General features: G+C 39.0%; 24 protein-coding genes. 18 read left to right on the top strand and 6 right to left on the bottom strand.

The genetic code is table 11. The features are described 5' to 3' along the window. Positions 1 to 154: 154 nt before the first annotated feature. The 13 genes from hpaI to ACW2QC_RS15960 all read left to right on the top strand — a co-directional run bounded on the left by hpaI (position 155) and on the right by ACW2QC_RS15960 (position 14,921). A complete protein-coding gene (gene hpaI, locus ACW2QC_RS16020; RefSeq protein ID WP_457544945.1) occupies positions 155 to 1,081 on the top strand; it encodes a 2,4-dihydroxyhept-2-ene-1,7-dioic acid aldolase in 927 nt (308 codons plus the stop codon). A 75-nt stretch (positions 1,082 to 1,156) separates the two neighbouring features. Next, complete coding sequence (gene hpaE, locus ACW2QC_RS16015) at positions 1,157 to 2,647, top strand: 5-carboxymethyl-2-hydroxymuconate semialdehyde dehydrogenase (RefSeq protein WP_457544951.1); 1,491 nt, start codon at positions 1,157 to 1,159, stop codon at positions 2,645 to 2,647. Positions 2,648 to 2,675: 28 nt separating this feature from the next. Beyond that, positions 2,676 to 4,151, top strand: a complete 1,476-nt coding sequence (gene hpaB / locus ACW2QC_RS16010) for a 4-hydroxyphenylacetate 3-monooxygenase, oxygenase component (protein WP_457544944.1) — start codon at positions 2,676 to 2,678, stop codon at positions 4,149 to 4,151. A gap of 12 nt (positions 4,152 to 4,163) precedes the next feature. Next, entirely contained in the window at positions 4,164 to 5,153 is a 990-nt protein-coding gene (gene hpaD / locus ACW2QC_RS16005; RefSeq protein ID WP_457544943.1) for a 3,4-dihydroxyphenylacetate 2,3-dioxygenase, read from the top strand. 288 nt (positions 5,154 to 5,441) lie between these two features. Next, a complete protein-coding gene (locus ACW2QC_RS16000) occupies positions 5,442 to 5,915 on the top strand; it encodes a flavin reductase family protein (RefSeq protein ID WP_457544950.1) in 474 nt (157 codons plus the stop codon). Between the two features lie 104 nt (positions 5,916 to 6,019). Next, positions 6,020 to 6,811: a fumarylacetoacetate hydrolase family protein gene (locus tag ACW2QC_RS15995; RefSeq protein WP_457544942.1), complete on the top strand. Its 792-nt coding sequence runs from the start codon at positions 6,020 to 6,022 to the stop codon at positions 6,809 to 6,811. Next, positions 6,808 to 7,563 (top strand): fumarylacetoacetate hydrolase family protein, encoded by a 756-nt coding sequence (locus ACW2QC_RS15990; RefSeq protein ID WP_457544941.1) that lies wholly within the window; start codon positions 6,808 to 6,810, stop codon positions 7,561 to 7,563. The genes ACW2QC_RS15995 and ACW2QC_RS15990 overlap by 4 nt, the downstream gene beginning before the upstream one ends. Positions 7,564 to 7,598: 35 nt before the next feature. Then, complete coding sequence (locus tag ACW2QC_RS15985) at positions 7,599 to 7,982, top strand: 5-carboxymethyl-2-hydroxymuconate Delta-isomerase (protein ID WP_457544949.1); 384 nt, start codon at positions 7,599 to 7,601, stop codon at positions 7,980 to 7,982. Positions 7,983 to 8,054: 72 nt separating this feature from the next. Beyond that, entirely contained in the window at positions 8,055 to 9,467 is a 1,413-nt protein-coding gene (locus ACW2QC_RS15980) for an NAD-dependent succinate-semialdehyde dehydrogenase (RefSeq protein WP_457544948.1), read from the top strand. Between the two features lie 154 nt (positions 9,468 to 9,621). Then, positions 9,622 to 10,272: a GntR family transcriptional regulator gene (locus tag ACW2QC_RS15975; RefSeq protein WP_457544940.1), complete on the top strand. Its 651-nt coding sequence runs from the start codon at positions 9,622 to 9,624 to the stop codon at positions 10,270 to 10,272. Positions 10,273 to 10,880: 608 nt separating this feature from the next. Next, positions 10,881 to 12,020, top strand: coding sequence for a Leu/Phe/Val dehydrogenase (locus ACW2QC_RS15970; RefSeq protein WP_457544939.1), 1,140 nt, complete (start codon positions 10,881 to 10,883; stop codon positions 12,018 to 12,020). Positions 12,021 to 12,266: 246 nt separating this feature from the next. Next, positions 12,267 to 13,484: a dihydrolipoamide acetyltransferase family protein gene (locus ACW2QC_RS15965; protein ID WP_457544938.1), complete on the top strand. Its 1,218-nt coding sequence runs from the start codon at positions 12,267 to 12,269 to the stop codon at positions 13,482 to 13,484. Then, entirely contained in the window at positions 13,485 to 14,921 is a 1,437-nt protein-coding gene (locus tag ACW2QC_RS15960) for a dihydrolipoyl dehydrogenase family protein (RefSeq protein ID WP_457544937.1), read from the top strand. A 633-nt stretch (positions 14,922 to 15,554) separates the two neighbouring features. Here the strand turns inward: ACW2QC_RS15960 and ACW2QC_RS15955 are convergent. From ACW2QC_RS15955 to ACW2QC_RS15945, 3 genes are all read right to left on the bottom strand, one after another. Then, entirely contained in the window at positions 15,555 to 16,451 is an 897-nt protein-coding gene (locus ACW2QC_RS15955; protein ID WP_457544936.1) for a ClpXP adapter SpxH family protein, read from the bottom strand. A 17-nt stretch (positions 16,452 to 16,468) separates the two neighbouring features. Beyond that, positions 16,469 to 16,849, bottom strand: coding sequence for a globin domain-containing protein (locus tag ACW2QC_RS15950; RefSeq protein ID WP_457544935.1), 381 nt, complete (start codon positions 16,847 to 16,849; stop codon positions 16,469 to 16,471). 138 nt (positions 16,850 to 16,987) lie between these two features. After that, entirely contained in the window at positions 16,988 to 17,560 is a 573-nt protein-coding gene (locus tag ACW2QC_RS15945; protein ID WP_457544934.1) for a CYTH domain-containing protein, read from the bottom strand. A 141-nt stretch (positions 17,561 to 17,701) separates the two neighbouring features. Between ACW2QC_RS15945 and ACW2QC_RS15940 the strand changes: the two genes are divergently transcribed. The 3 genes from ACW2QC_RS15940 (at position 17,702) to ACW2QC_RS15930 (ending at position 20,086) form a co-directional block, all read left to right on the top strand. Next, positions 17,702 to 18,310: a GTP pyrophosphokinase gene (locus tag ACW2QC_RS15940; RefSeq protein WP_457544933.1), complete on the top strand. Its 609-nt coding sequence runs from the start codon at positions 17,702 to 17,704 to the stop codon at positions 18,308 to 18,310. 68 nt (positions 18,311 to 18,378) lie between these two features. Next, complete coding sequence (locus tag ACW2QC_RS15935) at positions 18,379 to 19,188, top strand: NAD kinase (RefSeq protein WP_457544932.1); 810 nt, start codon at positions 18,379 to 18,381, stop codon at positions 19,186 to 19,188. Positions 19,189 to 19,201: 13 nt separating this feature from the next. Continuing rightward, positions 19,202 to 20,086, top strand: coding sequence for an RluA family pseudouridine synthase (locus tag ACW2QC_RS15930; RefSeq protein WP_457544931.1), 885 nt, complete (start codon positions 19,202 to 19,204; stop codon positions 20,084 to 20,086). On the opposite strand, the gene prpE is transcribed toward ACW2QC_RS15930, so the two are convergent. Then, on the bottom strand, positions 20,070 to 20,810 hold the full coding sequence (gene prpE, locus ACW2QC_RS15925; RefSeq protein ID WP_457544930.1) for a bis(5'-nucleosyl)-tetraphosphatase PrpE: 741 nt from the start codon (positions 20,808 to 20,810) through the stop codon (positions 20,070 to 20,072). The two genes, ACW2QC_RS15930 and prpE, sit on opposite strands and share 17 nt — an antisense overlap. Before the next feature lie 113 nt (positions 20,811 to 20,923). Next, on the bottom strand, positions 20,924 to 22,099 hold the full coding sequence (locus tag ACW2QC_RS15920) for an FtsW/RodA/SpoVE family cell cycle protein (protein ID WP_457544929.1): 1,176 nt from the start codon (positions 22,097 to 22,099) through the stop codon (positions 20,924 to 20,926). Positions 22,100 to 22,303: 204 nt separating this feature from the next. Here ACW2QC_RS15920 and mgtE point away from each other — a divergent pair, with 204 nt between their 5' ends. Together mgtE and ACW2QC_RS15910 are read left to right on the top strand one after the other, a co-directional pair. Beyond that, positions 22,304 to 23,668, top strand: coding sequence for a magnesium transporter (mgtE, locus tag ACW2QC_RS15915; RefSeq protein WP_457544928.1), 1,365 nt, complete (start codon positions 22,304 to 22,306; stop codon positions 23,666 to 23,668). 160 nt (positions 23,669 to 23,828) lie between these two features. Next, complete coding sequence (locus tag ACW2QC_RS15910) at positions 23,829 to 24,356, top strand: CotO family spore coat protein (protein ID WP_457544927.1); 528 nt, start codon at positions 23,829 to 23,831, stop codon at positions 24,354 to 24,356. Between the two features lie 46 nt (positions 24,357 to 24,402). Here the strand turns inward: ACW2QC_RS15910 and ACW2QC_RS15905 are convergent, their stop codons facing one another. Next, positions 24,403 to 24,927, bottom strand: coding sequence for a CotY/CotZ family spore coat protein (locus ACW2QC_RS15905; protein ID WP_457544926.1), 525 nt, complete (start codon positions 24,925 to 24,927; stop codon positions 24,403 to 24,405). Between the last annotated feature and the right edge of the window lie 125 nt (positions 24,928 to 25,052).

Below are 25,052 nucleotides of genomic sequence, written 5' to 3'. Positions count from 1 at the left end.
ATTGGATCAGGAAGCAGTTTCTAAATAATTGGTGAAAGTATATATTTTTTATATACGAATATAATTAATTAGATATTTTTAATATACTCACTGCCATGTTAGTATTTAGATATAAGATAAAATTCAAACAATTTAAAAAGGAGCGAAAATAAATATGCCTAACCTTGAAGAAACGAAACAACAATTGCGTGGCATCTCTATTTGTCCGGTTATTACACCATTTAATGAAAACGGTTCCATCGACTTTGAATCACTTGAAAATTTAATTGACTGGCAAATTAAAAGTGGCAGCCATGCTATTTCGGTAACAGGAACGAGTGGTGAGCCTAGTTCTTTAACCGTAGAAGAACGTGTAAAGGTAATGGAAACAGCGATGAAAGCAATTGATGGTAGGGTTCCTTTTTTACCAGGAACGGGCTCAACAAACCACGATGAAACAATGTACTTAACAAAGAAAGCAGTTGAAATCGGTGCGGATGCTGCATTAGTGATTGTCCCATATTACAACAAACCAAATCAGGGTGCATTATATAAACACTACAAAACAGTTGCAGATTCAGTCGATCTCCCAATTATTGTATACAACATCCCGGGAAGAACAGCGGTCAACCTTGAGGTAGAAACGTTAGCAAAATTAAGCAAAGACTGTCCAAACATTATTGGAGTTAAGGAATCAAATAAAGATTTTGAACATGTTAACCGTGTATTACTTCATTGTGGCAGAGACTTTCTTCTATATTCTGGTATTGAATTACTATGTTATCCGATGCTTGCTATCGGTGGAGCGGGTTCCATTAGTGCAACTGCAAATGTTGCGCCAGCTAAAGTTGCAGAGATGCACAATGCGTGGAACGAAGGAGACATTAAACGCGCCCAGGATTTACATTTTGAACTAATGCCACTTAACGATGTGTTATTTAAGGACACAAATCCAGCGCCAGCAAAAGCTGCATTAGGTATGCTTGGAAAAATCAATCCAACGTTAAGAATGCCAATGGATGTACCTTCGAAAGAACTTCAGGCGGAAATTAAGAATGTTTTACAAGATTACGCTGATTTAAAAGAAACGGTTCAACATTAACACTAGGAAAACGTAACAAAACATGAAAAGGAGTGAGCGACTCGTATGATGCAAAAGCAACTTGACAAACAACAAATGGTAACCGATTTAGATGTAAAAGATATTCAATTGTATGTAAATGGAAAATTTGTGGATGCGGAATCAAGTAAAACATTTGAAAATTTGAATCCATTTACGAATGAAGTAATCAATCATATTGCTGAAGGTGATCAAGCAGATATTGATAAGGCAGTTGCTGCAGCAGATAAAGCATTCAAGGGATCATGGGGGAAAATGAAGGTTTCTGATCGACTAGCATTCATCAACAAAATAGCGGATGTTATTGATGAACATGTGGAAGAAATTGCTCCACTCGAGTCGTATGATACAGGCCTGCCGATCAGCCAGACGAAAAAAATGGTTGCTCGTGCCGCGAAAAACTTTCGCTTTTATGCGGAGATGGTATCAAGCAGAATGGCTGGAGAAGCTTACCAGGTGGATGACGAGTTCATTAATTACACAATCCACAAACCAATTGGAGTTGCTGGATTGATTACCCCATGGAATGCACCGTTCATGCTGGAAACATGGAAAATTGCCCCTGCATTAGCAACAGGCAATACGGTTGTTTTGAAACCAGCGGAATGGTCACCGTTAACAGCGAATAAACTTGCTGAGTTGATTGATTCAGTTGGCCTTCCTGAAGGGGTTTTCAACGTTGTACACGGATTTGGTGAAACTGCAGGAGCATCCCTCGTTGCCAATCCTGATGTTAAATTGATTTCATTTACAGGCGAGACGAAAACAGGTTCAGAAATTACCAAGAATGGTGCAGATACTTTAAAACGGTATTCGATGGAATTAGGTGGCAAATCACCGATTATTGTTTTTGATGATGCAGATTTTGAGCGAGCACTTGATGCTTGTACATGGGGAATTTTCTCTTTTAATGGGGAACGCTGCACGGCAAATTCACGGTTGTTTTTACATGAAAGTATTTACGATGAATTTGTTGAAAGATTGAAAGAACGAGTGGATAACATTGTCGTTGGTGATCCATTGGATGAGGAAACACAGGTTGGACCACTTATTCATTCAACACATTTTAACAATGTAAAACGTTATTTGGAAATAGCAAAGGAAGAAGGGGCGGAACTTGTTAGCGGAAATGTGCCGGCGTCATTAAAACAAGGTAATTTTGTAGCCCCAACCATGATCTTAAATGTTACGAATGACAAAACGGTTGCCCAGGAGGAAGTATTTGGTCCGGTTCTTGCGGTAATGAAATTTAAGGAAGAAGAAGAAGTTATTGCATTAGCGAATGATGTGGAATACGGTCTGGCCGGATATGTATGGACGAAGGATATTCAACGTGGACACCGGGTAGCACAGGCAGTTGATTCGGGAATGCTGTGGATTAACTCACAAAACGTTCGTGATTTACGTATTCCGTTTGGTGGTTCCAAATCAAGTGGTATTGGTAGGGAAGGTGGTCACTATGCATTTGATTTTTACACAGAACATCAAGTCATTCATGTTGCACTGAAAGATCACCACATCCCACAATTCGGAAAGAAGAAAGATTAATTCATATTCATAACAAGGGGGAAAAACAATGCCAGCAAAAACAGGAAAAGATTATATAGAACGTCTAAAAAAAGCAAACAATAATGTGTATATTCATGGGGAACGAGTAGATGATGTGACAGAACATGCAGCGTTTAAAAATGTGATTCAGTCAATGGCAAAACTGTATGACCTTCAGTATGAAAAGCCAGAAAAAATGCTCTATACCAACCCAACTACCGGTAATAAAGTAGGTAAAACATTTATGGTTCCAAAAACGATCGACGATTTAATCGAACGTCGTGAAGCAATAATGGAATGGCAGCATTTTACAAACGGATTAATGGGACGTTCGCCAGACTATCTTAATGCTGATGTAATGGCGATGGGAGAAGCTAGTGAATTTTTTGCAGAAGGGGATCCGCTGTTTGCAGAAAACGCTAGAAAATATGCGGAATATGCCCGCGAGAATGATATTAGCTTAACCCATACACTTATCCATCCACAGGTAAACCGTGCAAAAATCCAAGCGGAACAAAAGGACGCAAACGTTGCACTCCATCTTGTGAAGAAAACGGATGAAGGAATCATTGTCGATGGAATCAGACTACTTGCAACACAGGGCGGTATTACAGACGAGATTCTTGTATTCCCATCTACTGTTAAAAAGTCAGGCGAACTTGATGATCCATATTCACTTGCGTTTGCTCTACCGAATAACACACCAGGGTTGAAATATTTATCGCGCGAATCATTTGATTATGGAAAAAACAAATTTGATCATCCTTTAAGTGCAACATTTGAAGAAGGGGACACGATAGTAGCGTTTGACAATGTCCTTGTCCCTTGGGATCGTGTATTTGTTTGTGAAAATTCGTCTATTTGTAATCGGGCATTTGGCGAAACGAATGCTGTATCCCATATGTCCCATCAAGTAATTTCCAAAGGGGTAGCGAAAACAGAATTCCTCCTTGGTGTAGTTCTGACACTAATGGATTCAATTGGCATTGATGGCTTCCAACATGTCAAAGATAAGGGAACTGAGATCATGTTGACATTAGAAACGATGAAATCTCACCTTTATCGAGCTGAACACAATGCAAAAATTGATAAATGGGGCATGATGACACCAGATTTTGCTGCATTAGATGCTGCACGAAACTGGTACCCGCGTGTATATCCGCGCATGGCAGAAATTGTGCGCATTCTTGGAGCATCAGGGTTAATGGGCATTCCGACATATGCTGATTTCTCAAATGACGAGATTGGACCAATTCTTCACCGGGCAATGCAGGGCAAAAACGTGGAAGGGTATGAACGTGTACAGATATTCCGCTTAGCTTGGGATTTAACTATGAGTGCCTTTGGAAATCGGCAAACCCATTATGAGTATTACTTCTTTGGAGACCCAATCAAAATGGGGATGGCTTATTTTGATAAATACGACAAGGATCCATATAAAGAACGTGTCAAGGAATTCCTTGATAGTTTAAATGTTTCGAAGCCAGGACTTGTAAAGGCGTAAGGGGGGAGACTAGTGACTGGAAAATTTAATGTTATCCGTACAGCTCGGGCAATTGTTAGGGTGACAGATCTAAATGCTGCTAGAGACTTTTATGTTAATGGATTAGGATTTATTGAAACTGAATCTGATGATCAATATATATATTTAAGAGGATTAGAAGAACGAGGCCACCATAGCTATGTGCTAAAAAAGGCAGACCAGCCAGGTGTCGAGGTTATTAGCTATAAGGTAGAGCAAGAAGAAGATTTAGATAAACTCGCGACTTACTTTGAGGGAAAAGGAATACAGACGAAGTGGTTTGAAAAAGGAAGTCAACATGCAATTGGGCGCTCTTTAAGGGTTCAAGATATTTCAGGCATTCCAATTGAATTCTTTTGCAGCATGGATACAGTTGAACGAATGCTACAACGTTATGATCAATATAGAGGGTCTAGGATGCAGCGAATTGATCACTTTAATTGTATGGTGCCAGATGTGCAAAAGGCATATGACTTTTATGTTAGCGAGCTTGGTTATGCTTGTTCGGAATATACTACAACAAAAAATGATGATATTTGGGCTGCATGGCTACACCGTAAACCGGCCGTCCATGATATTGCCTTTATGAATGGCAAAGGGCCACGTCTGCATCATGTAGGATTCTGGCTTAGTGATCCGATGAGTGTTATTCACACGTGTGATGTCCTTGCTTCACTTGGTTATGCAAGTAGTATTGAGCGGGGGCCAGGACGTCACGGGTTGTCAAATGCCTTTTTTCTTTATTTACGCGATCCTGATGGAAACCGTGTTGAATTATATACTGGTGATTACTTTACAGGGGATTCTGATTTTGAGCCTATACGATGGGATTTGGACGATCCGCAACGCGCAACATTCTGGGGACATGAACCACCTGAAAGCTGGTTTAATGAAGCAATGCAATTTGTTGATTTAAATACAGGGGATCCTGTTTCCATTAGTGAAGCGAATTTAGAACAGAGAAAACCTGACTTTATTGTGTGATTGATAGCAGCTGACTTGAAAGGATCAGCAGTTCAGCAAAAAAGAGCTGACGTGTTAACTGTAAAAATCCTTGATAAAGGTTTGCTGCCAGAGCCAGGGAAATATGAAGTAAAACTATCGAATGGCAAAAAAAGATCAATGGCGTGTTTTTTCCGAAATTCATATATTGACAATAAGGTGTTTGTTTGATTGTAGTGCAAAAGACATTTCGATTACGTTTTAATTAAGGCATCAATGGCAAGTACGTATCATCCTAACAAAAATGAGAAGAAAGGAGCATGATGAATGATGGATGATCGAGTTTTCCGGAATGCGATGGGTAAATTCGCAACGGGGGTAACCGTCATTACAACGAAGGCTGGGAACGAAATTCGGGGGATGACTGCGAATGCCTTCATGTCTGTTTCCATGGATCCGAAACTTATTTCTATTTCCATAGATAACAATGCACATATGCTTGAAAAGATTAAGCAGGCAGGTAAATTCGCTGTAAATATCTTATCCGATCAACAGCAGAATATTTCGATGCATTTTGCAGGTCAAAAGAAAGAGGAAGGAAATATCGATTTTGATTTAATCCATGATGTGCCAGTCGTGAATGGATCATTGGCTTCGATTGTTTGCGATCTAGATCGATCCTTTGTTGTTGGGGATCACACTTTATTTATCGGTAAAGTGGTTGAACTAGATCTAAAAGATGGCCACCCACTAACATTTTATTCCGGAAAGTATGGGTGCTATCAAACAGAAGAATATGCGTAATAGGATACGAACGTTTTATTACTTTAAAATTTCTTAGGCCAGTAACCAACTGGTCTGTTTTTCTGGTCAGATATAAATGTAGAGTTTAAAGGAGGAGTGGTGGCATGAGCAAGGTGAAATTGAAAATGTGCGGTGTGCAACAATTAAGTGAAGGAATAGTAAATTTCAATGATCAGACAGTGAAAATAAAAGGATCTAAATATAAGGTAGACGAACTTCCTGTTGACGTTCCGATTTCAGGAACCATTTATGGAACACTATTAAACTATCGAGGTGTCTATGAAGTATTGAAGAGTTCAATGAATAAAGACCCTTACAAAAAACCCCCAAAAGCACCTATTTTATATATTAAACCAACAAACACACAGATTGGTTCGGGAATGGCGATCCCCATGCCCCGGCACGTTTCAGAATTAGAAATGGGGGCGGCTTTGGGCATTGTCATTGGTGAACAAGCAACGAAAGTAAAAGAAGAAGAAGCTTTTGACTATGTGTCTGGCTATACGATTGTTAATGATGTAAGCATCCCACATGACAGCGTTTATCGACCTGCCATCAAAGAAAAAGCCCGTGATGGATTTTGCCCGGTTGGTCCCTGGATTATCGAGCGTGATGCGATCGATAATCCGGATGAATTATTGATAAGCGTTTCGATTAACGGTGAACTGAAACAAGAGAATAACACGAAAAATTTGATCCGGTCAGTCAAGAAACTACTTGCTGATGTTACTTCTTTTATGACACTTTACGCAGGGGATACATTAATGGTCGGCGTTCCAGAACATGCCCCGTTAGTAAAAGCGAACGATCATGTCCAAATTGAGATTGCAGGTATTGGTACGTTAAAAAATACGATCCAAAAAGAAGAAGATGTGTTGGGAGGGACTGGCAGATGAAGCATGCACGTGTTGTATACAAAGGATCACTTCAACATGCGAGCGAAAAAGATGGGAATGTCAAATTACAGGATGGTAGAATGGTCAACGAAAATGAAGTGGAATGGCTCTCACCAGTAATTCCAAATACTATTTTCACGTTAGGGCTAAATTATGAGGATCACGCAAAGGAATTATCTTTTAGCGCACCAAAAGAACCGTTAGTTTTCTTAAAAGGTCCAAATACATTGGTTGGTCATCGTGGTCAAACCTACCGCCCACGTGATGTAACGTTTATGCATTATGAATGTGAACTGGCGGTTGTAATAGGGAGGTCGTGTAAATATGTGAAGAAAGAAGATGCTTATGATTATGTCGCAGGGTACACAGTTGCAAATGATTACGTTATTCGTGATTATTTAGAAAATTACTATCGTCCTAATCTACGAGCAAAAAACCGCGATACGTGCACACCGATTGGACCATGGTTAGTAGATGCCAAAGATATTGAAGACCCAATGAATCTAACATTACGCACATATGTTAATGGGGAAAAAACGCAGGAAGGAACAACTGCCGATATGATTTTGGGTGTTCCAGAGCTGATTGAGTACTTGAGCAGCTTCATGACTTTAAATGTAGGGGATATTATTTTAACGGGTACACCAAAAGGACCTATTGATACCAAAGTTGGCGATGAGGTGATTACGGAAATTGAGGGTGTTGGGAGTCTTGTCAATACGATTATAGGTGATGATGCTTTTAACGATTGATTAGGAAGCGTAAAATGAAAGAGAGGGGAAATACTGTGCCACATTTTTATATCGAATACACCGATAATATTAAATCAGCGGCAGATGTTTCGGGTCTGCTAGAAAAAGTACATCGTGTGTTTCTTTCCCATCACCAGATTATCCCTGTTGGAGGGCTTAGGATCAGGGCAATCGAATTAGCTGATTATCTGATAGCAGATGCCTTAGGTGATGACGCATTTGTTCATGCGACACTAAAACTTGGAAAAGGTCGTTCAGAAGCAGATAAAGCCGCACTTTGTGATGATCTTTTTAATGAAATGGAACGCCACTTTGCAGAAATGTTTGAGGAACGTTATTTGGCATTATCAATGGAATTATATGAATTTAGTAATCCCACTTACAAGAAAAACAATATTCATTCACGTTTTAACAACTAGATTTCGTGTAATAGAATAAGAGAATAACAAAAGATTACTTTAGGGGTGTGTACAGTGCAAAAAGACTATAAAATGTATATAAATGGCAAATGGGTTGGAGAAGAGTTAGAACAAATCGATGTTTTCAACCCGGCGACAGATGACGTAATCGCAACAATACCAAAGGGTGGGAAGGCTGAAGCGGAACAAGCGGTTGACGCTGCAAGTGCTGTATTTCCCGAATGGTCGCATAAAACAGCAGATGAACGCTCTAATCTATTAGCAAAGTGGCATCAGCTGATCGATGAAGAAAAAGAAACAATTGGTAAAATAATGACGTTAGAACAAGGAAAACCATTAAAAGAGGCGATTGGTGAGGTGAATTACGCCAATGGTTTCATTTCTTGGTATGCCGAAGAAGGGAAAAGAGTATATGGAGAAACGATCCCTGCTTCACAACAAAACAAGCGAATTTTCGTCCATAAGCAACCTGTAGGCGTCATAGCGGCAATTACACCTTGGAACTTTCCTGCTGCAATGATTACTAGAAAAGTTGCACCCGCACTTGCAGCTGGTTGTACGGTCGTTATCAAGCCGGCTACTCAGACACCATTAACTGCCTTTAAATTAGTAGAGTTAGCGGAAAAGGCAGGTTTTCCAAAAGGAGTAATTAATATTATCACAGGTAGCTCCAGTCAAATCGGCAAAACGTGGTCAGATGATAGTCGCGTAAGAAAAGTAACATTCACGGGATCTACAGAAGTCGGTAAGTTGCTCATGCGGGATGCAGCAGACACGGTGAAAAAAATATCACTCGAACTTGGTGGACATGCACCATTCATTGTGATGGATGATGCAGATTTAGATAAAGCAGTAGCTGGTGTAATTGCTTCCAAATTCCGGAATGCAGGTCAAACGTGTATTTGTACAAATCGCGTATATGTACATGCATCCATTGAGCAAGCTTTTACAGAGAAGTTATCCCAAGCTGTTTCTGAACTTAAGGTAGGAGATGGGTTGGAAGAAGGTACAGACATTGGACCATTGATTGATAAATCAGCCCTAGAAAAAGTTGCAGCACATGTCAGGGATGCTGTTGAAAAAGGTGCACAAATAAAACAAGGTGGAAATAAGTATGATTCAAAACATGGTAATTATTATCAGCCAACCATTGTTGTGAACGCTACAGATGACATGCTTTGTATGAATGAAGAAACATTTGGACCATTACTTCCAATCGCTATCTTTAACAATGAGCAGGAAGCAATTCAACGAGCCAATAATACGCCATTCGGTTTGGCATCCTATGTGTTTACAGAAAATATCGGCAAAGCAATCCGAATCAGTGAAGCATTGGAATATGGTATTATCGGACTAAATGATGGAGGCCCGTCAACACCACAAGCCCCATTTGGCGGATTTAAAGAGAGTGGTTTAGGTAGAGAAGGCGGCCATCAAGGAATTGAGGAATTTTTAGAAACGAAATATGTTTCACTTGCATTTTAAAGCGTGGGGAAGAAGAACTTTTACTTTGAATGAACCCGAATAAGAACGTATCGAACGTTTTTATTCGGGTTTTGTTTTGCGTAATGTTTTGCTAATTATCAAAATTGCTCTATAATAGGAAATCATCCATAATATAAATCACTTGGAGGTTATTATGAGCCGTATTATTAAACCTGAATCTCTCCATTTGCAAGCCTACAATATCATAAAAAAAGGAATTTTGGAGGGGGATTACCAACCTTCTGAGCGTGTGGTAGAGGCTAGGATGGCTGACAAGCTTGGTATTAGTAGGGGACCAGTTCGTGAAGCGCTTCGTATGCTTATACAAGATGGATTACTTAATTATAATGATGGCTTTGTTCGCGTATACCAGCCAACTGTCCAAGATGTTGTGGAAATTTTCCAGTGCCGTGAAAGTTTGGAGACATTAGCGATTAGCTTAGCAATTAAAAATATAGCTGATGAAGAAAGAAAAAAATTGGCAATAAACCTAAAAGAAACAAGCAAAGCGTTTGCAAATGATAAAGGGATGGAATTAGGGAAACTGGACCAGCAATTTCACGATATCATCATTACAGCATCAAAAAATAAACAGTTAATGGAATTATTGGATGTTATCAGAACAAAAATTCATTATATGCGCACGAGCATGGTGAATGGTGACTTTTACCCATCTTTTGTTGAGGAACATGAACGAATTTATCAGATCCTGTTAGAGGGAAACGAGGAGGAAGCTAAAAAGATAATGAAAAAGCATATTAATAAAGGTTTGGAAGGTGTTCTAATGCATATTCAGACGCAATGAATCATGAAAAATCCCTTAGTCCCTAATCCTTAACGTGATAGATTGGGGATTTTTAATTGTTTAATTCAGTTAACTGTTAACTGTTGACTAAGTAGATTAAATATTGTAACATACAAAATATATTAAAATATTTAAACTATTTATAAATTATAAAGGGATTCGTTCGCCTGTTGCGTTTTCTAAAAGGTAAAATGAAAGCGGATACAAAAACAGATCTACATAGGCATATAAATACCTTTGCGTACAGCTAGCAATTTTCGAAAGGATGAATTCAATGAAAGAAGGCTAAAAGGTTGGTGATTCTGAATTTTAATAGCGGAAGTAACAAAAGAAAAGGTTACACAGCTTGATGGTGAAATCGGAAACGGAATGGTTAAGCAGGAGATAGTTCCTTAAAGAGGTTGTTCAAACCCTCATGTCTTATCCCGACACCGCAATTAATGAATAATAAGCGGCGAATCTCTTCGTTGGCTATTGATGTGACGTTCTTAGTCGAGCTTGCTTCTAATTTGGCAACTTTTTGAACACGCACTTAAACTAGGAAAGCATGAAATTCCACAATCTTGAGGACTATTTAGATGGTAATGACTTAGAGGAGGAAATTCAAAATGAAACAATTGGAAAAATCCAAGACTATGGAGTTAGATACGTTTCAAAAAATAGCGGAACATGAGCAGGTGATGTTTTGTAATGATCCTAAAACAGGGTTACAAGCCATTATTGCGATTCATGATACAACACTTGGTCCTGCTTTAGGTGGAACACGAATGTATCCATATGCAACTGTTGATGATGCATTGGAGGATGTGCTTCGACTTTCAGCAGGAATGACATCCAAATGTGCTGCATCTGATGTTGATTTTGGTGGAGGAAAAGCGGTAATTATAGGTGATCCCAAAAAAGATAAGTCTCCTGCGATGTTTCGGGCATTTGGACAATTTGTGGATTCATTGAACGGGAGATTTTACACGGGTACAGATATGGGAACCACGATGGATGATTTTGTGCATGCATTAAAGGAAACGAATTTCATTAATGGAGTGCCTGAAGCATTTGGTGGTAGCGGTGATTCATCAGTACCGACTGCACAGGGTGTTATATACGGGTTAAAAGCGACTAATCAATATTTGTATGGAAATGATAGTTTAGCAGGGAAAACCTATGCTGTTCAAGGATTAGGAAAAGTTGGATTTAAGGTTTGCGAGCATTTGTTAAGGTCAGGTGCAAATTTATATGTAACGGATATTAATTTAGCATCAATTGAAGCAATAAATGAAAAAGCCAAGGCAATGGGATCAATTGTAAATGTTGTAGATAGCGATGATATTTATAGTGTTGATGCAGATGTATTTGTACCGTGTGCTTTGGGCGGTGTAATTAATGATCAAACAATTCCGCAGTTAAAAGTAAAAGCTGTCGTAGGTTCAGCAAACAATCAATTACAGGCAGATAGTCATGCGAAAGATCTTTTGGATAAAGGAATTCTGTTTGCACCGGATTATATTGTGAATGCGGGTGGTCTGATACAGGTTGCAGATGAACTCTATGGTCCAAATCATGAACGTGTTTTATTAAAAACGAAGGCAATCTATGATTCACTGTTGGAAGTCTATGAACAGGCAAATCTTGATTGTATGACGACGGTTGAAGCGGCAAATCAAAAATGTCAAAAGCGGTTAACAGAAGAACAGAACCGTAATAATTTCTTCGTACGTACCCGCAGGCCGAAATGGAATATCAAAGGATAGGTTAAACTTCTTAAATGGAGGAAATGAAATGTATTCTCTTTTCCAAATTGTTGACCAAGCAAGACATTGAAAAAGTGGCAATGTCTTTGGAAAATCGAGACAAATGCCTTAATCTTGATGCGATCCATTAATGACGGATTACATGTAATGCTTGCAGAAGACAACCACACGTTTTTATTTAGGGGAAGATATCGACCATGTGATAGATGCTATTCAAACGATTGTAAATTTTCAGGAGGTGCAAACATGGTTCAAGTAAAATTTAGCGATGTAGGAGAAGGAATGAATGAGGGGGAAATCCTTCATTACTTTGTCAATGAAGGCGATGAAGTTAAGGTTGACCAGCCACTTGTTGAATTACAAACAGATAAAATGGTTGCAGAAATTCCCTCGCCAGCAGCAGGAAAAATTAAAACGATTCACTATGGTCCGGGCAATGTGATAACGGTCGGTACTGTACTAATTGAAATTGATAATGGTCAAGAGGAATCTCAATCTCAAGCCCCTAAGAAAGAAAATCAACAGGAAACAGTAACAATACCACAACAACAGGAATTCCCCAAGCGAACAAAGCGAATTTTGGCAGCACCATATACAAGAAAGATTGCCCGCGATCTTGGCATAGATATTGAACTAGTTAAAGGGACAGGACCTGCCGGCCGTGTGACAGATGCAGATGTCTACCAATTTACCAAAAGTGATATACCATCTCTTGAAGAAACAGAAGTGAAAGTTCCGATTGGTGAAACTAGCGCTAGCACAGATCAACCAGAAGCAGATACAATCCCATTTAGTGGGATACGAAAACAAATTGCAGCAAAAATGACACATTCTTTAACAACGATTCCACATGTGACCCATTTTGAGGAGGCTGATTTAACGAATCTGCTTAAATTTCGCAACGAATTGAAAGAAGAAGGTGTGAACATATCTGTTGTAGCATTTTTTATTAAGGCAATCGTCATTACATTAAAAGAGCATCGTATTTTTAATGCACAGTTGGATGAAAGAAATGGAGTAATTCGATTAGCAACCGATTACAATATTGGACTTGCAACAAATACTGATTCTGGATTAATGGTCCCTGTACTTCAGCAAGCTGATAAAAAGTCATTACAAACAATCAACAAGGAAATGAAGGCGCTAACAAAGAAAGCCCAGGATGGAAAATTAACTCCAAAGGATATGAAAAATGGCACATTCACAATCAGTAATGTTGGGCCACTTGGGGGGGTTGGTGCAACACCGGTTATTAATCATCCGGAAACAGGAATTATCGCCTTTCACAAAACGAAAAAAACACCTGTTGTGATGGGAAGTGATGAAATTGCAGTGCGTTCCATCATGACCATGTCACTTTCATTTGATCACCGGGTCGCAGATGGTGCATTAGCCATTTCGTTTACCAATCGGTTTACGGAGTTAATTGAAGATCCGAAAAAGTTATTATTGGAGTTGGTTTAATTGGTAGTAGGAGAATTTGCAGAACAACGTGAACTAATCGTTATTGGTGGTGGACCTGGTGGATACAATGCTGCAATTCGTGCTGCACAACTAGGCGTTCAAGTAACACTGATTGAAAAAGAGGAACTTGGTGGAATTTGTTTGAATAAAGGCTGCATCCCATCTAAGGTTCACACTCACGTAGCGAAACAACTTGCTTCAATCCCGAATTTCGCATCGTTAGGAATTTCCATTAGTAAGGCAAGTGTTGACTATGATCAGTTGACAAAATATAAGGATAAAACAGTCACCCAGCTAAGGAAAGGGGTAGAGGCGTTATGCGCTCAGAATCAGGTTGAAGTGATAAAAGGGACGGCAAATTTTCTCGCTGAAAATCGAATCGGAGTTGAAATTGGTCATCGTTTTGAAATGTTTGAGTTTAAGCATGCAATTATCGCAACGGGAAGCAACTCCGTCATTCCGGATCGTTTTCAGGAACATAAGGATCGCGTTTTAGTTGCTGAGACCATTTACAATCATAACGTTATGCCAGAGGAACTAATTGTCTGTGGCGAGGATGCGATTTCCTTAGAAGTTGCATTTAGTTTCCATCATTTAGGCGCCAACGTATCGATTGTCTTAGAGGAAGGAACTGATTTTCCATTTGACGGTGCTATAAATAGGGAACTGAAACGAATACTGAAAAAGGAAAAAATAAATGTATACCGAGGATATACGATAGATAAGCTAACATCTTCAAAACAAAATGTAGAAATCAGTCTGTCAAAGGATGGAAAAACAAAAAATATATCCGGAACACATGTGTATATTGAAACAAAACAACAACCAATAGTTGATACATTAGGGGTAGATCGCATTGGTATTCATATTGCAAACGATGGTTATATCGATATAGATAGCCAGATGCGGTCAACAGTAAAGCATATTTTTGCGATTGGTGATGTTACAGCAGGAGCACCATCTGCCGTAGTAGCGATTAAACAAGGAAAAGTAGCGGCGGAAACAATAGCAGGACTACAGAGTGAAGTTGATTATACCTTCATGCCCACTGTTGTCCATAGTACGCCACCGATTGCCTCTGTTGGACTGACAGAAACAGAAGCCGTTGAGCAGGGTTATACGATAAAAACGAGCCAGTTTTCATATAGCGGAAACAGCTATGCAATGATTGCCAATGAAAAAAACGGTATCACGAAGGTAATAAAGGATGCTGATACAGATTTACTTTTAGGGTATCATGCGATTGGTGCTGGTGCTATTGAATTAGTTAATACTGGTGTGACGGCACTAGAAATGGTTGGCCGTAATGAAGATTTGCGTTTCCCAATGTATCCACATCCAAGTTTTAATGAAACAATTCTAGAAGCAGTGGAAGGATTGACGGAAAGCGCTATCCATATACCACCGAAAAAGAAACGCGAATTAAGGGTACATTAATGCTATTCGAAATTAGATGATCCTCTCCCTTTAAAGAAAGGTTCTTTTTTCATACAGTTATCCGGACATATGCCTAGTCAACTATCTATCTGACAACAAATAAGGTCAACATTCCTCTTTTTACTAAAATAGGACTGTTGACCTTCATTTTGAATTAAAATTTTTGGAATGTTTGCTAATAGAAATTCACCGCAATAATAGCACCGATAAATACAATTAGGGGTATATACCACAAATTGTCTGTGAATTCCCGTTTAGCTGTATTGCCTTTACCTTTCATTTTAAATACCTCCTAAGCTAATTTTCGCACTTAGATTTTCAACATTGTTTAGTCTAACTTTTTTATTTGGATTTAGCAATACTTTTTTTAAATTTTTTTGGTGAATTTATTTTACTTAAAAAGTGCACTTAGGCTAGTCGAGCAGGAGCTTTAGACTGTGAACGAGAACATCGGCGCGAGAGCGAAAACATCAGCCTGAGAGCAGACACATCGGCGGGAGAACAGAAACATCGGCGCGATGATGCAAACTCTACAAAAGCTCAAAAAAACAGTCCGCCAAAAAAAGGCGAACTGTCGTTTAAGAAATCATTGTCCGGCATCATGAAATTTCCCTTACCGGTTTTGCTAATAAGCTATTCTCCAATATATTTCCAAAACGCTCCATATTTAACTGGGATTTTTTCAGCGGTTCGTTTTAGTTGTAGTTTTTTCATTTCTTTATCAGCTTTTTCGATTGTCCAGTCATATACGACAGCCACTTCTTTGTTTCCCACTACATCGAAGTCAGCTAAAAAGTCTTCTAAAGGTGGTTTTTCAGCAGGTCTAGGGTCTTTTTGTAACATTTGTTTTAAGACACGTACATAGATGTCATACGGGTAGAGGCCGGAAATTTTGATGCCTTGTTGCTCGATGACTTGATTGAAAAAAACGATGGTGGGGATGTAGTCAACCTCCATTTCTTTTGTTAGCTTTAGGTCCCCTTGAAAAGCCTTCTTTGCTGAGGTCGAATACAAATCATTTTTAAACTCATCAAGATCAAGATGTGCCTGTTTAGCGCAATCCAGTAGGACCTCTTCATCAGAAATATTTTGTTTTAATAAGAATAGATTTTCTTGTACCTTTCGCAAAAATAATCGTCCTGCTTTTTTCCCTTGGAGTTCAGCTGCTTTTATGGCAAGCGAGGCAACCCAAGGGGAGGAAATAGGATTCTCCATCCATAAATCTCCATCACAGCACATTCCTGTACGATTTGCTGTTTTTTCCCAAATATCTTTGAGTTTCTTTGGCTTATCAAATATATCTTTATTTAAATTGTTTAAATGACCGCTGACAATTGGTCTAATGGTGAAATAGTCTCCATATTCGATCGCTAATTTTTTTAGATACGGTTCTAATGACCAGCATTCAGGACAAAGTGGGTCGACAAAAACGTAAATTTCAACCGGTTTTTGTATAAAATCAAGTAATCTGTACCCTGCCGATGTGTTAGTCTTGTTTGAGCTTGATAGCCCAGCATGTTCCCAACTCACATCGATTCTCCTTTCTGTTATTCCGGTGTGTTCATCATATGGTGTGCCGTCATGGTTAATTTTTCAAATATAGCTGTACGATATGGTTCTTCAATTTCTGCTTCCCCTAGTGCGGCATGCATGCATTCCAGCCATGCGTCCTTCCTTGATGGGGTGATTTTAAATGGTAAATGCCGTCGTCTCATCATAGGATTGCCGCGTTCTTCGGAATAAATTCTTGGCCCTCCAAAAAACTGGGTGAGAAATAATCGCTGCTTCCTTGCTGTTTCAGTTAAATCTTCTGGGAAAATCGGTACCAATTTTGGATGTTTCCCAACTCGTTTATAAAAAGCTGTAACTAGTCGATCGATTGTATCAAATCCACCAATTGCTTCGTATATTGTTCCAGTTTGGTTCATAATCTTACTCGCTTTCCTTTTTATGTTTGTCTATATTGTAGCAACGTTCGCTACAAATGGGCAATTAATCTGATTGGAGACGAAAATTGGAGCGCAAGTTCACAGCTGTTTAATTCCCAAATTCGAACAATCTACCTTTTACTTCGATAATGTTGCAAAAAATCGTTTAATTTTATTCGGTGTATTTCGTTTTTCAATTTGGTTATTTTCCAACACATCGCTAAAAACGTGCATTCCGATTTCCCTCGTTGGTGCTTCCACTTCTAATTCGTAATCTGAAGTCTGATTGTACATACTATAGTCAAGAACAAGCAGCGCATTATCATGTTCAACTTCCCGTCGCTCAGTTGTTAATTTACCATAGTATACTAATTTGTTAATTGGAATATGCAATGCCTGCAAACGTTCCATCACATGGTGTTTTTGAACGATGTTGCCATTTATCCAATCAGTAGCTTCCTCTTCTGTTAATGTGTCATGTGTTTCCAGTAGACCGTGTGGATGTGGTTCCTTTAGTGTTAAGACATAATTTCCATGCTTTTTACGGATACGTAATGCACTGCCGTTTTTCCTTAGTAATAAATCGTCCGTTTCAAAATAATAGTTTGTTTGGCTATCGGCCTCCTTGGGAAAAGGATAACGTTGTAAAATTTTTGTATATTCTGTCCTTGTTAACAAATTTTTATATTCAATTTCAACTTCTTGATTCATGTGTGTGCCTCCATAAACTGCAGTAGATTATTATTGATTATCACGAATTATCGCTGATAATGCAAAAGTTATCTATTATGATATGTTATGTTAAAATATAAAGGGCTATGAACGATAGATGATAGTTAGGTGGTGCGTAAAATGAATTGGGAAGCATTACTTGCACCTTATTCACAGGTTGTTGAAGAATTGAAAGTAAAATTAAAAGGGATGCGAGCGCAATTTGAATATGAAAAAAGACATTCACCGATTGAATTTATTACTGGCAGAGTGAAACCGATACCAAGCATATTGGAAAAGGCAAAACGAAAAGGTGTTGCACTTGAACATATTGAGTGTGAGATTCAAGATATTGCTGGAGTGCGAGTAGTGTGTCAATTTGTTGATGATATTTATACAATCGTGACGATGCTCAGATCAAGAAATGATTTAACCATTATTGAAGAAAAAGATTACATTTCAAATAAGAAAGAGAGTGGCTATCGTTCGTTCCATATGATTATTGAATATCCCGCAGAAACCATTCACGGGGAAAAAATAGTTCTAGCAGAAATTCAAATCCGCACACTGGCGATGAATTTTTGGGCAACAAATGAACATTCGCTGAATTATAAATATGAAGGTAGGATTCCGTCTGATATTAAAACAAGATTAAAACGGGCAGCAGAGGCCGCGTTTAAGTTGGATGAGGAAATGTCCAAGATTAAAAATGAGGTTCAGGAAGCACAGGCGATTTTTCATCGGAAATAGGGGGATGCTGAAGTAGCAGTTTTCCGACTTGTAGAATTTATATATAGGGATAAAAGGGGATGACACACGTGAAATTTGTTATTGTATCAAAAGGTGACGAACGGTCAAACAAAATTAAGGCAACGATGAAACAGTACTTAACCGATTTTGATTTGGTGTATGACAAGCAGGAACCTGATCTTGTTATTTCAGTTGGTGGTGACGGGACATTACTTGAAGCATTTCATCGTTATGTACATAGGGCAGATACAACATCATTTATTGGGGTCCATACGGGTCACTTAGGGTTTTATGCGGACTGGGTTCCTGATGAGGTGGAGAAATTAATCATTGAAATCGCCAAGACACCATTTCAAGTTGTGGAATACCCATTGCTTGAAGTGATTATCCGGGCCAAAACGGGTGGCACAGAAGATCGGTACTTAGCATTAAATGAGGCCACAATAAAAACAGCAGATGGTTCTGTCGTATTCGATGTAGAAATAAAAGGAGAACACTTTGAAACATTTCGGGGAGACGGGTTATGTGTGTCAACCCCTTCTGGCAGTACGGCTTATAATAAAGCGTTGGGCGGAGGGATTATTCATCCATCACTTGAAGCGTTCCAATTAACCGAAATGGCGTCGATTAATAATCGTGTTTTCCGTACAATTGGCTCACCACTAATTTTGCCGAAACATCATACTTGTTTGTTAAAGCCAATTGTCGATCGCAGTTTTTTAATAACAATCGATCATTTTACAGAAACATATACAAATGTAAAGTCGATTCAATGTCGGGTAGCCAAAGAAAAGGTACGGTTTGCGAGATTCCGACCATTTCCGTTTTGGAACAGGGTACGTGATTCGTTTGTATCGGATGAAGATAAGAAAAAATAGAAGGTGACTTTCAGTGCAATGGACGATCAAGAAGGAACATGACGGGATGTCAATCCGTGATTATTTACAACAGGTGCAAGGATTTTCGAGAAGGATCTTGAAAGGGGTAAAATTCGATGGGGGAGAAATATGGGTGAATGGAGTTGTTAAAACGGTTGGTTTTCACTTATCCGCCGGTGATGTCTTGCAAATCCAATTCCCCCCTGAGATTATCGGAACTGGTATGAAACCAGAGGCATTACCACTAACCATTGTCTATGAAGATGATGCGCTCATCATTTTAGAGAAGCCAGATGGAATCGCTACAATCCCATCGATGAACCACTCATCTGGAACGATTGCCAATCGCTTATTGGGGTATTACCAGCACCAGCGTATCCCGTTTACCGTCCATGTTGTGACTAGATTAGATCGTGATACGTCTGGTCTATTGCTAATTGCCAAACATCGCTACAGTCATTCACTACTTTCCAGATCACAAAAAATGGGAAAAATAAAGCGGCATTATCAAGCGATTGTGGAGGGGAAACTGCCAATGAACGATGGTACGATTGAACAACCGATTGGCAGGAAAACAGGGTCGATTATTGAGCGAACAGTTATAGAAACAGGAAAGCAGGCAAAAACCAATTACCAGGTTCTTCAGGAAACGACAGAGCATTCGTTGCTTGATGTCAACCTGGAGACAGGTCGAACCCATCAAATTCGGGTTCACTTTTCCCATATTGGCCATCCACTTGCAGGTGATGATTTGTATGGAGGATCGACTGCTTTGATGAAACGGCAGGCATTGCATTGCTATCAGATTACGTTCGAGCATCCATTTACAAAAGAAAAGATGCAATTCCATTCAGCAATTCCTGATGATATGAGAGAGTTACTTAGTCAAAATAGCTGAATTTCTCCTCAACAAGTGGTTGCTTTGATGGGACGGTCACCGTTTCTTCCTCAGGCAAACGAAAAGCAGTCAAGGCGTTGCCGAATACACATCCGGTGTCAATATTAATCGTTTTGTGGACTTTTCTCGGCTCCTTTACTGGTGTATGACCATAAACAATCCAACGGTCCCCATGATAATGTTTTGCCCAATCCCTTCTGATGGGACGCCCATCTGGATAAAACTCACCGGTTGTGTCGCCGTAAAGGACGAAAGACTTCACTTTTTTATCAGTACGACCAATGAATGATTCTTTGATGCCTGCATGGGCAACAATAGCTTGTACATCCGTTATTTCTAAGTAAAGCGGTGCCTTCTCATACAGAGTCATGAATTGCTTTTTTATGAGGGTCTGGTCTTTTTTGTCCAGAGCTAAATACTCCGCAACTGTTGTCTCTAATCCATGTTTTTGCATCACATTATTCCCTAAAAAATAACGATAAAGTTTGTTGCAATGATTTCCCGGGACATATTTTGCTTTCCGCTGCTGTAAGACCATCTCGCTAACGAGTCTGATTACATCGATGGAATGTGGCCCTCTATCGGTAATGTCTCCCACAAAAACAGGCAATCTCCCGTCTGGATGGATAAAAATATTGTTCTGCTTTTGATAGCCTAGTACATAAAACAATTCGTGTAATTCTTCAAGACACCCATGTACATCACCAATCACATCGATTTTCATGAAAATCACCCATCTCTAAAATTGATTATAGAAAAGAAATCGACATATAACATATATTGCCGATTTCTTAAAAAATATTTAGTTGGTCATCCCCTGATATCCAGGGGGTTTTTCTATTCAAACATATATTTTCGCGTTCTTGAATGAACATTCAGTACAACGCCGATTGCCAATAAATAAGTTAAGGTCGAACTACCGCCATAGCTTAAAAACGGTAATGGTAATCCAGTGATTGGTAGCAACTGGATTGACATCCCAATATTTTGGAAAATCTGATAGGCGAACATCCCAACCATACCTGTTACAAGGTAGCTTCCATAATTATCATTGCTTAATAATGCAATGTGAATCAAGCGGTAAATTAAAATAAAGAATAGGGCAACGACAAGACTTGCACCAATAAAGCCAAATTGCTCGGAGATCCCAGAAAAGATCATATCGGTATGCTTTTCTGGCACATATACCTCCATGAAACTGATACCTTTACCAAATAGCTGTCCAGATCCTATAGCTCGCATTGCATAGATAAGTTGGTACCCGGAATCAATATGTTTTTCCGGATCAAGCCAACCATAAAACCTGCTTGATACGTGTCCGAAAACAGATTCTTCCAGGTAGTCAGCGATTGGCCCAGGGAAAAAGTACCAAGCTGCAAGTCCAGCTGCAATGATACCTATCCCAATCGATAAGATGGATAAGATAATTCGCCATCTTATCCCAGATACAAGCACCATACATGCGGTTATTGCCGCCAACACCAAAAACCCACCTAAATCGGGCTGCACAGCAATTAATAGCATTGGTGGAACAGCAACCAACATTATTTTGAGTAGTAATCCCAGATCACTTTTAATTGTGCGCTTTATATATTTATCATTATGCTGAACCATCACATTTGCGAGTGCCAACACAAGGAATACTTTCATAAATTCTGCAGGTTGAATCGTTCCTAAACCTGGAAATTTGAACCAACTGACGGCACCGTTTGATTCATGAATAATTGGTGCAGGAAAGTGCAAATACAACATAACCAATGATGTTAAGCAAATTCCATATAATATCCAAGTGATTTGTCTGAATCGATCATAATCCAGTATCATTGTGACAGCAATAAGTAAACCACCGCCAATGTACCAAATAAATTGTTTCAATACGAAGTGGGAACCGTCGTATTTTGGTGGCAGTGTCGGTACGATTGTATAAAGTGAAAATAAACTTACACACCCTAAAAGGATGACAATAAAAATTAATGTATAATCAATGTTTGATCGCATGTTTTGATTGTTCATTCTTATTCCTTGCTTTCTGCATCATCAGTGCTTGCTTTATTTTTTAAAGGATATAATAGACTCCTTTATGCCAGTTTACACGAAATGACGAATTTTTTTAAGCTATCTTATTGTATTTGGAAAAGTGAAATAATGGTATGTTGTTTGCAATAGTTGATGACGGGGAAATAATGATATAGTATAGTGCGGAAGGAAGTGATACATATGGAAGAACTGAACGAATCGACCGGGCAATGGGAACATCTAGAAAGTGTCTTGGCGAACGAACAAATTGAGATGTTTCGTGAAGAATTTATTGATATGCATCCATATGATCAGGCAAAATTTTTCATGAGTCAACCAAAAGAAATCCGTTTACAAATTTATCGTTATTTATCTCCAGAAGAAACTGCTGAAATAATGGAAAATATTGAGCTCGAGGAGATAGAAGTCTTTTTTAGTGAAATGGATCCACGGTTTGCGGCGATGGTTTTTGCTGAAATGGCAACAGATGATGCCGTTGATATATTAAATGAATTAGAAAAGGATAAAGTCGCAAGCTTTCTAACCATTATGAACCAAGATGCTGCAGAAGAAATTAAACAACTTCTCCATTACGAAGAAAAAACGGCCGGCAGTATTATGACAACTGAATTTATTGCACTGTACAAAACGCAAACAACAAGACAAGCGATGCTCGATTTGAAAAAAGAAGCACCTGATGCAGAAACGATTTATTATTTATATGTGATCGATGAAGATAAAAGACTAGTAGGGGTGCTTTCTTTACGCGATCTGATTATTGCTGATGAGGACACATTGATTGGCGATGTGATGAGTGAAAAAGTTGTGTCTGTTTCAGTCGGGCTTGATCAGGAAGATGTTGCACAGATGATGCGTGATTATGATTTTCTAGCAGTACCTGTTATTGATTTTCAACAACATTTACTCGGAATCATTACTGTAGATGATATTTTGGATGTTATGGATGAGGAAGCAAGCGATGACTATTCGAAACTTGCAGGGGTATCTGACGTTGATCGTCCAGATGAAAATGCTTTTGTATCTGCGAAAAAACGTTTACCATGGTTAATTATTTTGTTATTTTTAGGCATGTTAACAGCAAGTCTGATCGGCCGATTTGAGGAGACACTTAATAAAGTAACGATTTTGGCGATTTTTATTCCCTTAATTGCTGGTATGGCCGGTAATACAGGGACACAGGCACTCGCTGTTGCTGTAAGGGGGTTGGCAACTGGTGAATATGGAAAATCTGGCAAAATAAAACTCATTATGCGCGAGGCTGCGACAGGGATAATCACCGGTACAAGTTGTGGGATCGTGATAACAATTGTGATTTACTTATGGAAAGGAGAAATTTTCCTTGGGCTTCTCGTCGGTATTTCTATTTTGGCAACACTCACCGTTGCAACACTAGCTGGGTCACTGGTTCCACTTTTGATGGACCGTTTGAAAATTGATCCCGCTGTTGCATCTGGTCCGTTTATCACAACCATTAACGACCTTATTTCCATTTTAATATATTTTGGCATGGCAACTGCATTTATGGGCTTTTTAATAGGAGAGTGATTCCAGATTGGGGTCGCTCTTTTTATAGCTTTTCGTCCCCAAAGCGGCAGGATCATTCTAAGACGAAGGACATCTTCTGGCACCTTACCCATCAAACACATTTCCAAACCTGGGTTCATATAATAAGTTGATTACTCGTATAAAAAGGAGAGATTGTTCGATGGTGAAAAAGAGATATGCTAGAGATCCATTGTTCTATATTCAACAGCCGAAAATAACCAAACCGGAAGCACCAATGCAGCATAATTATTCTACTCCACGAAACGCGTCAAAAGGCAAGCCACAACAAAATAGTGATCATATAGGGAGGACACAATCTTTAAAAGGGGATAATTTCGAGCACTTTCGCAACCCTTTGCCCGATGACGAAAATGGTGATGTTGTTGAGTTTCAGCGAGAAGAAGAGGACAACAGAGAGGAACAAGATGGTGCAGAAGATCCAAAGGAAGAAGCGGAAAACAAGAATCGGCCAAAATTCAAGGATATGAGTATTGAGGAGAAAATTGATTATTTTGTGAATACGCCACCACATATACCTAAATTAAAATGTGAAGTGAGAACAGAAGAAAAAGCTCATCGTGGAATTATGGTTGATCAGGAAGATGAGACAATTTTAATGCGCACTGGCAGAAGAAAAGTCAGCGTATCTAAAAATGAAATTATCGAAATCCGAATGCTTGGTATGTAAAGATAAGAAGAGGACCTGTGGTGGTCCTCTTCTTATTTTTTATTGATTAATGGTGGTGATGATGGTTAGAGCTCTCCATGACATTATTAAAAGCAGAAATTGCTGGTAAGCATGTTACATGGCAGAAGCAATTTACATCAACTGTCATGCAGATTCCTGTAGCGCGTAATTGACAGGTGTTTTGATTGATCGGATCTGTCGGATTGCAATCAGTATCAGTAGGATCTACTAGTAACTCAAGAATCGCACAGCAATCATCATCCACTTTTTTTACTCTAAAGTAGTAGCTGCTGACTACCTCGCCAAAGTCACAAGGGGAGTTATTGTTACCGTTGCTATTTCTAAAAGCACCATACCCCTTAAACGGTTTGCAACCATCTTGGCAATATAAGAGAACAGGAACTGTATCCAAATCATTTCCGTTGTCTTGCTCCCCAAGTAAATCATTAATGGATCTTTCGCAACTTGTGTCACAGCAATTTTCTACTATATCGTTTTGTACATCCGCTATCTCTTTTAAAATGTCGCATACACAGTTACCCGTATCAAATTCTTTTCCACAACAACCCATGAATTAATTTCTCCTTCCTAATGTTTATTGACCTATTGTCCCTAATAGAATATGTCAGTTCCCCAAGTTGGTGTGGGCATTCAACCTGACAGGTAAAGAAGAGTAAGATTTGATTAAAAAAGGGC

The sequence above is a fragment of the Virgibacillus sp. FSP13 genome (assembly GCF_054048505.1).
The sequence above is the reverse complement of the archived record's forward strand: the minus strand, read 5'-3'. Positions and strand labels throughout refer to the sequence as shown.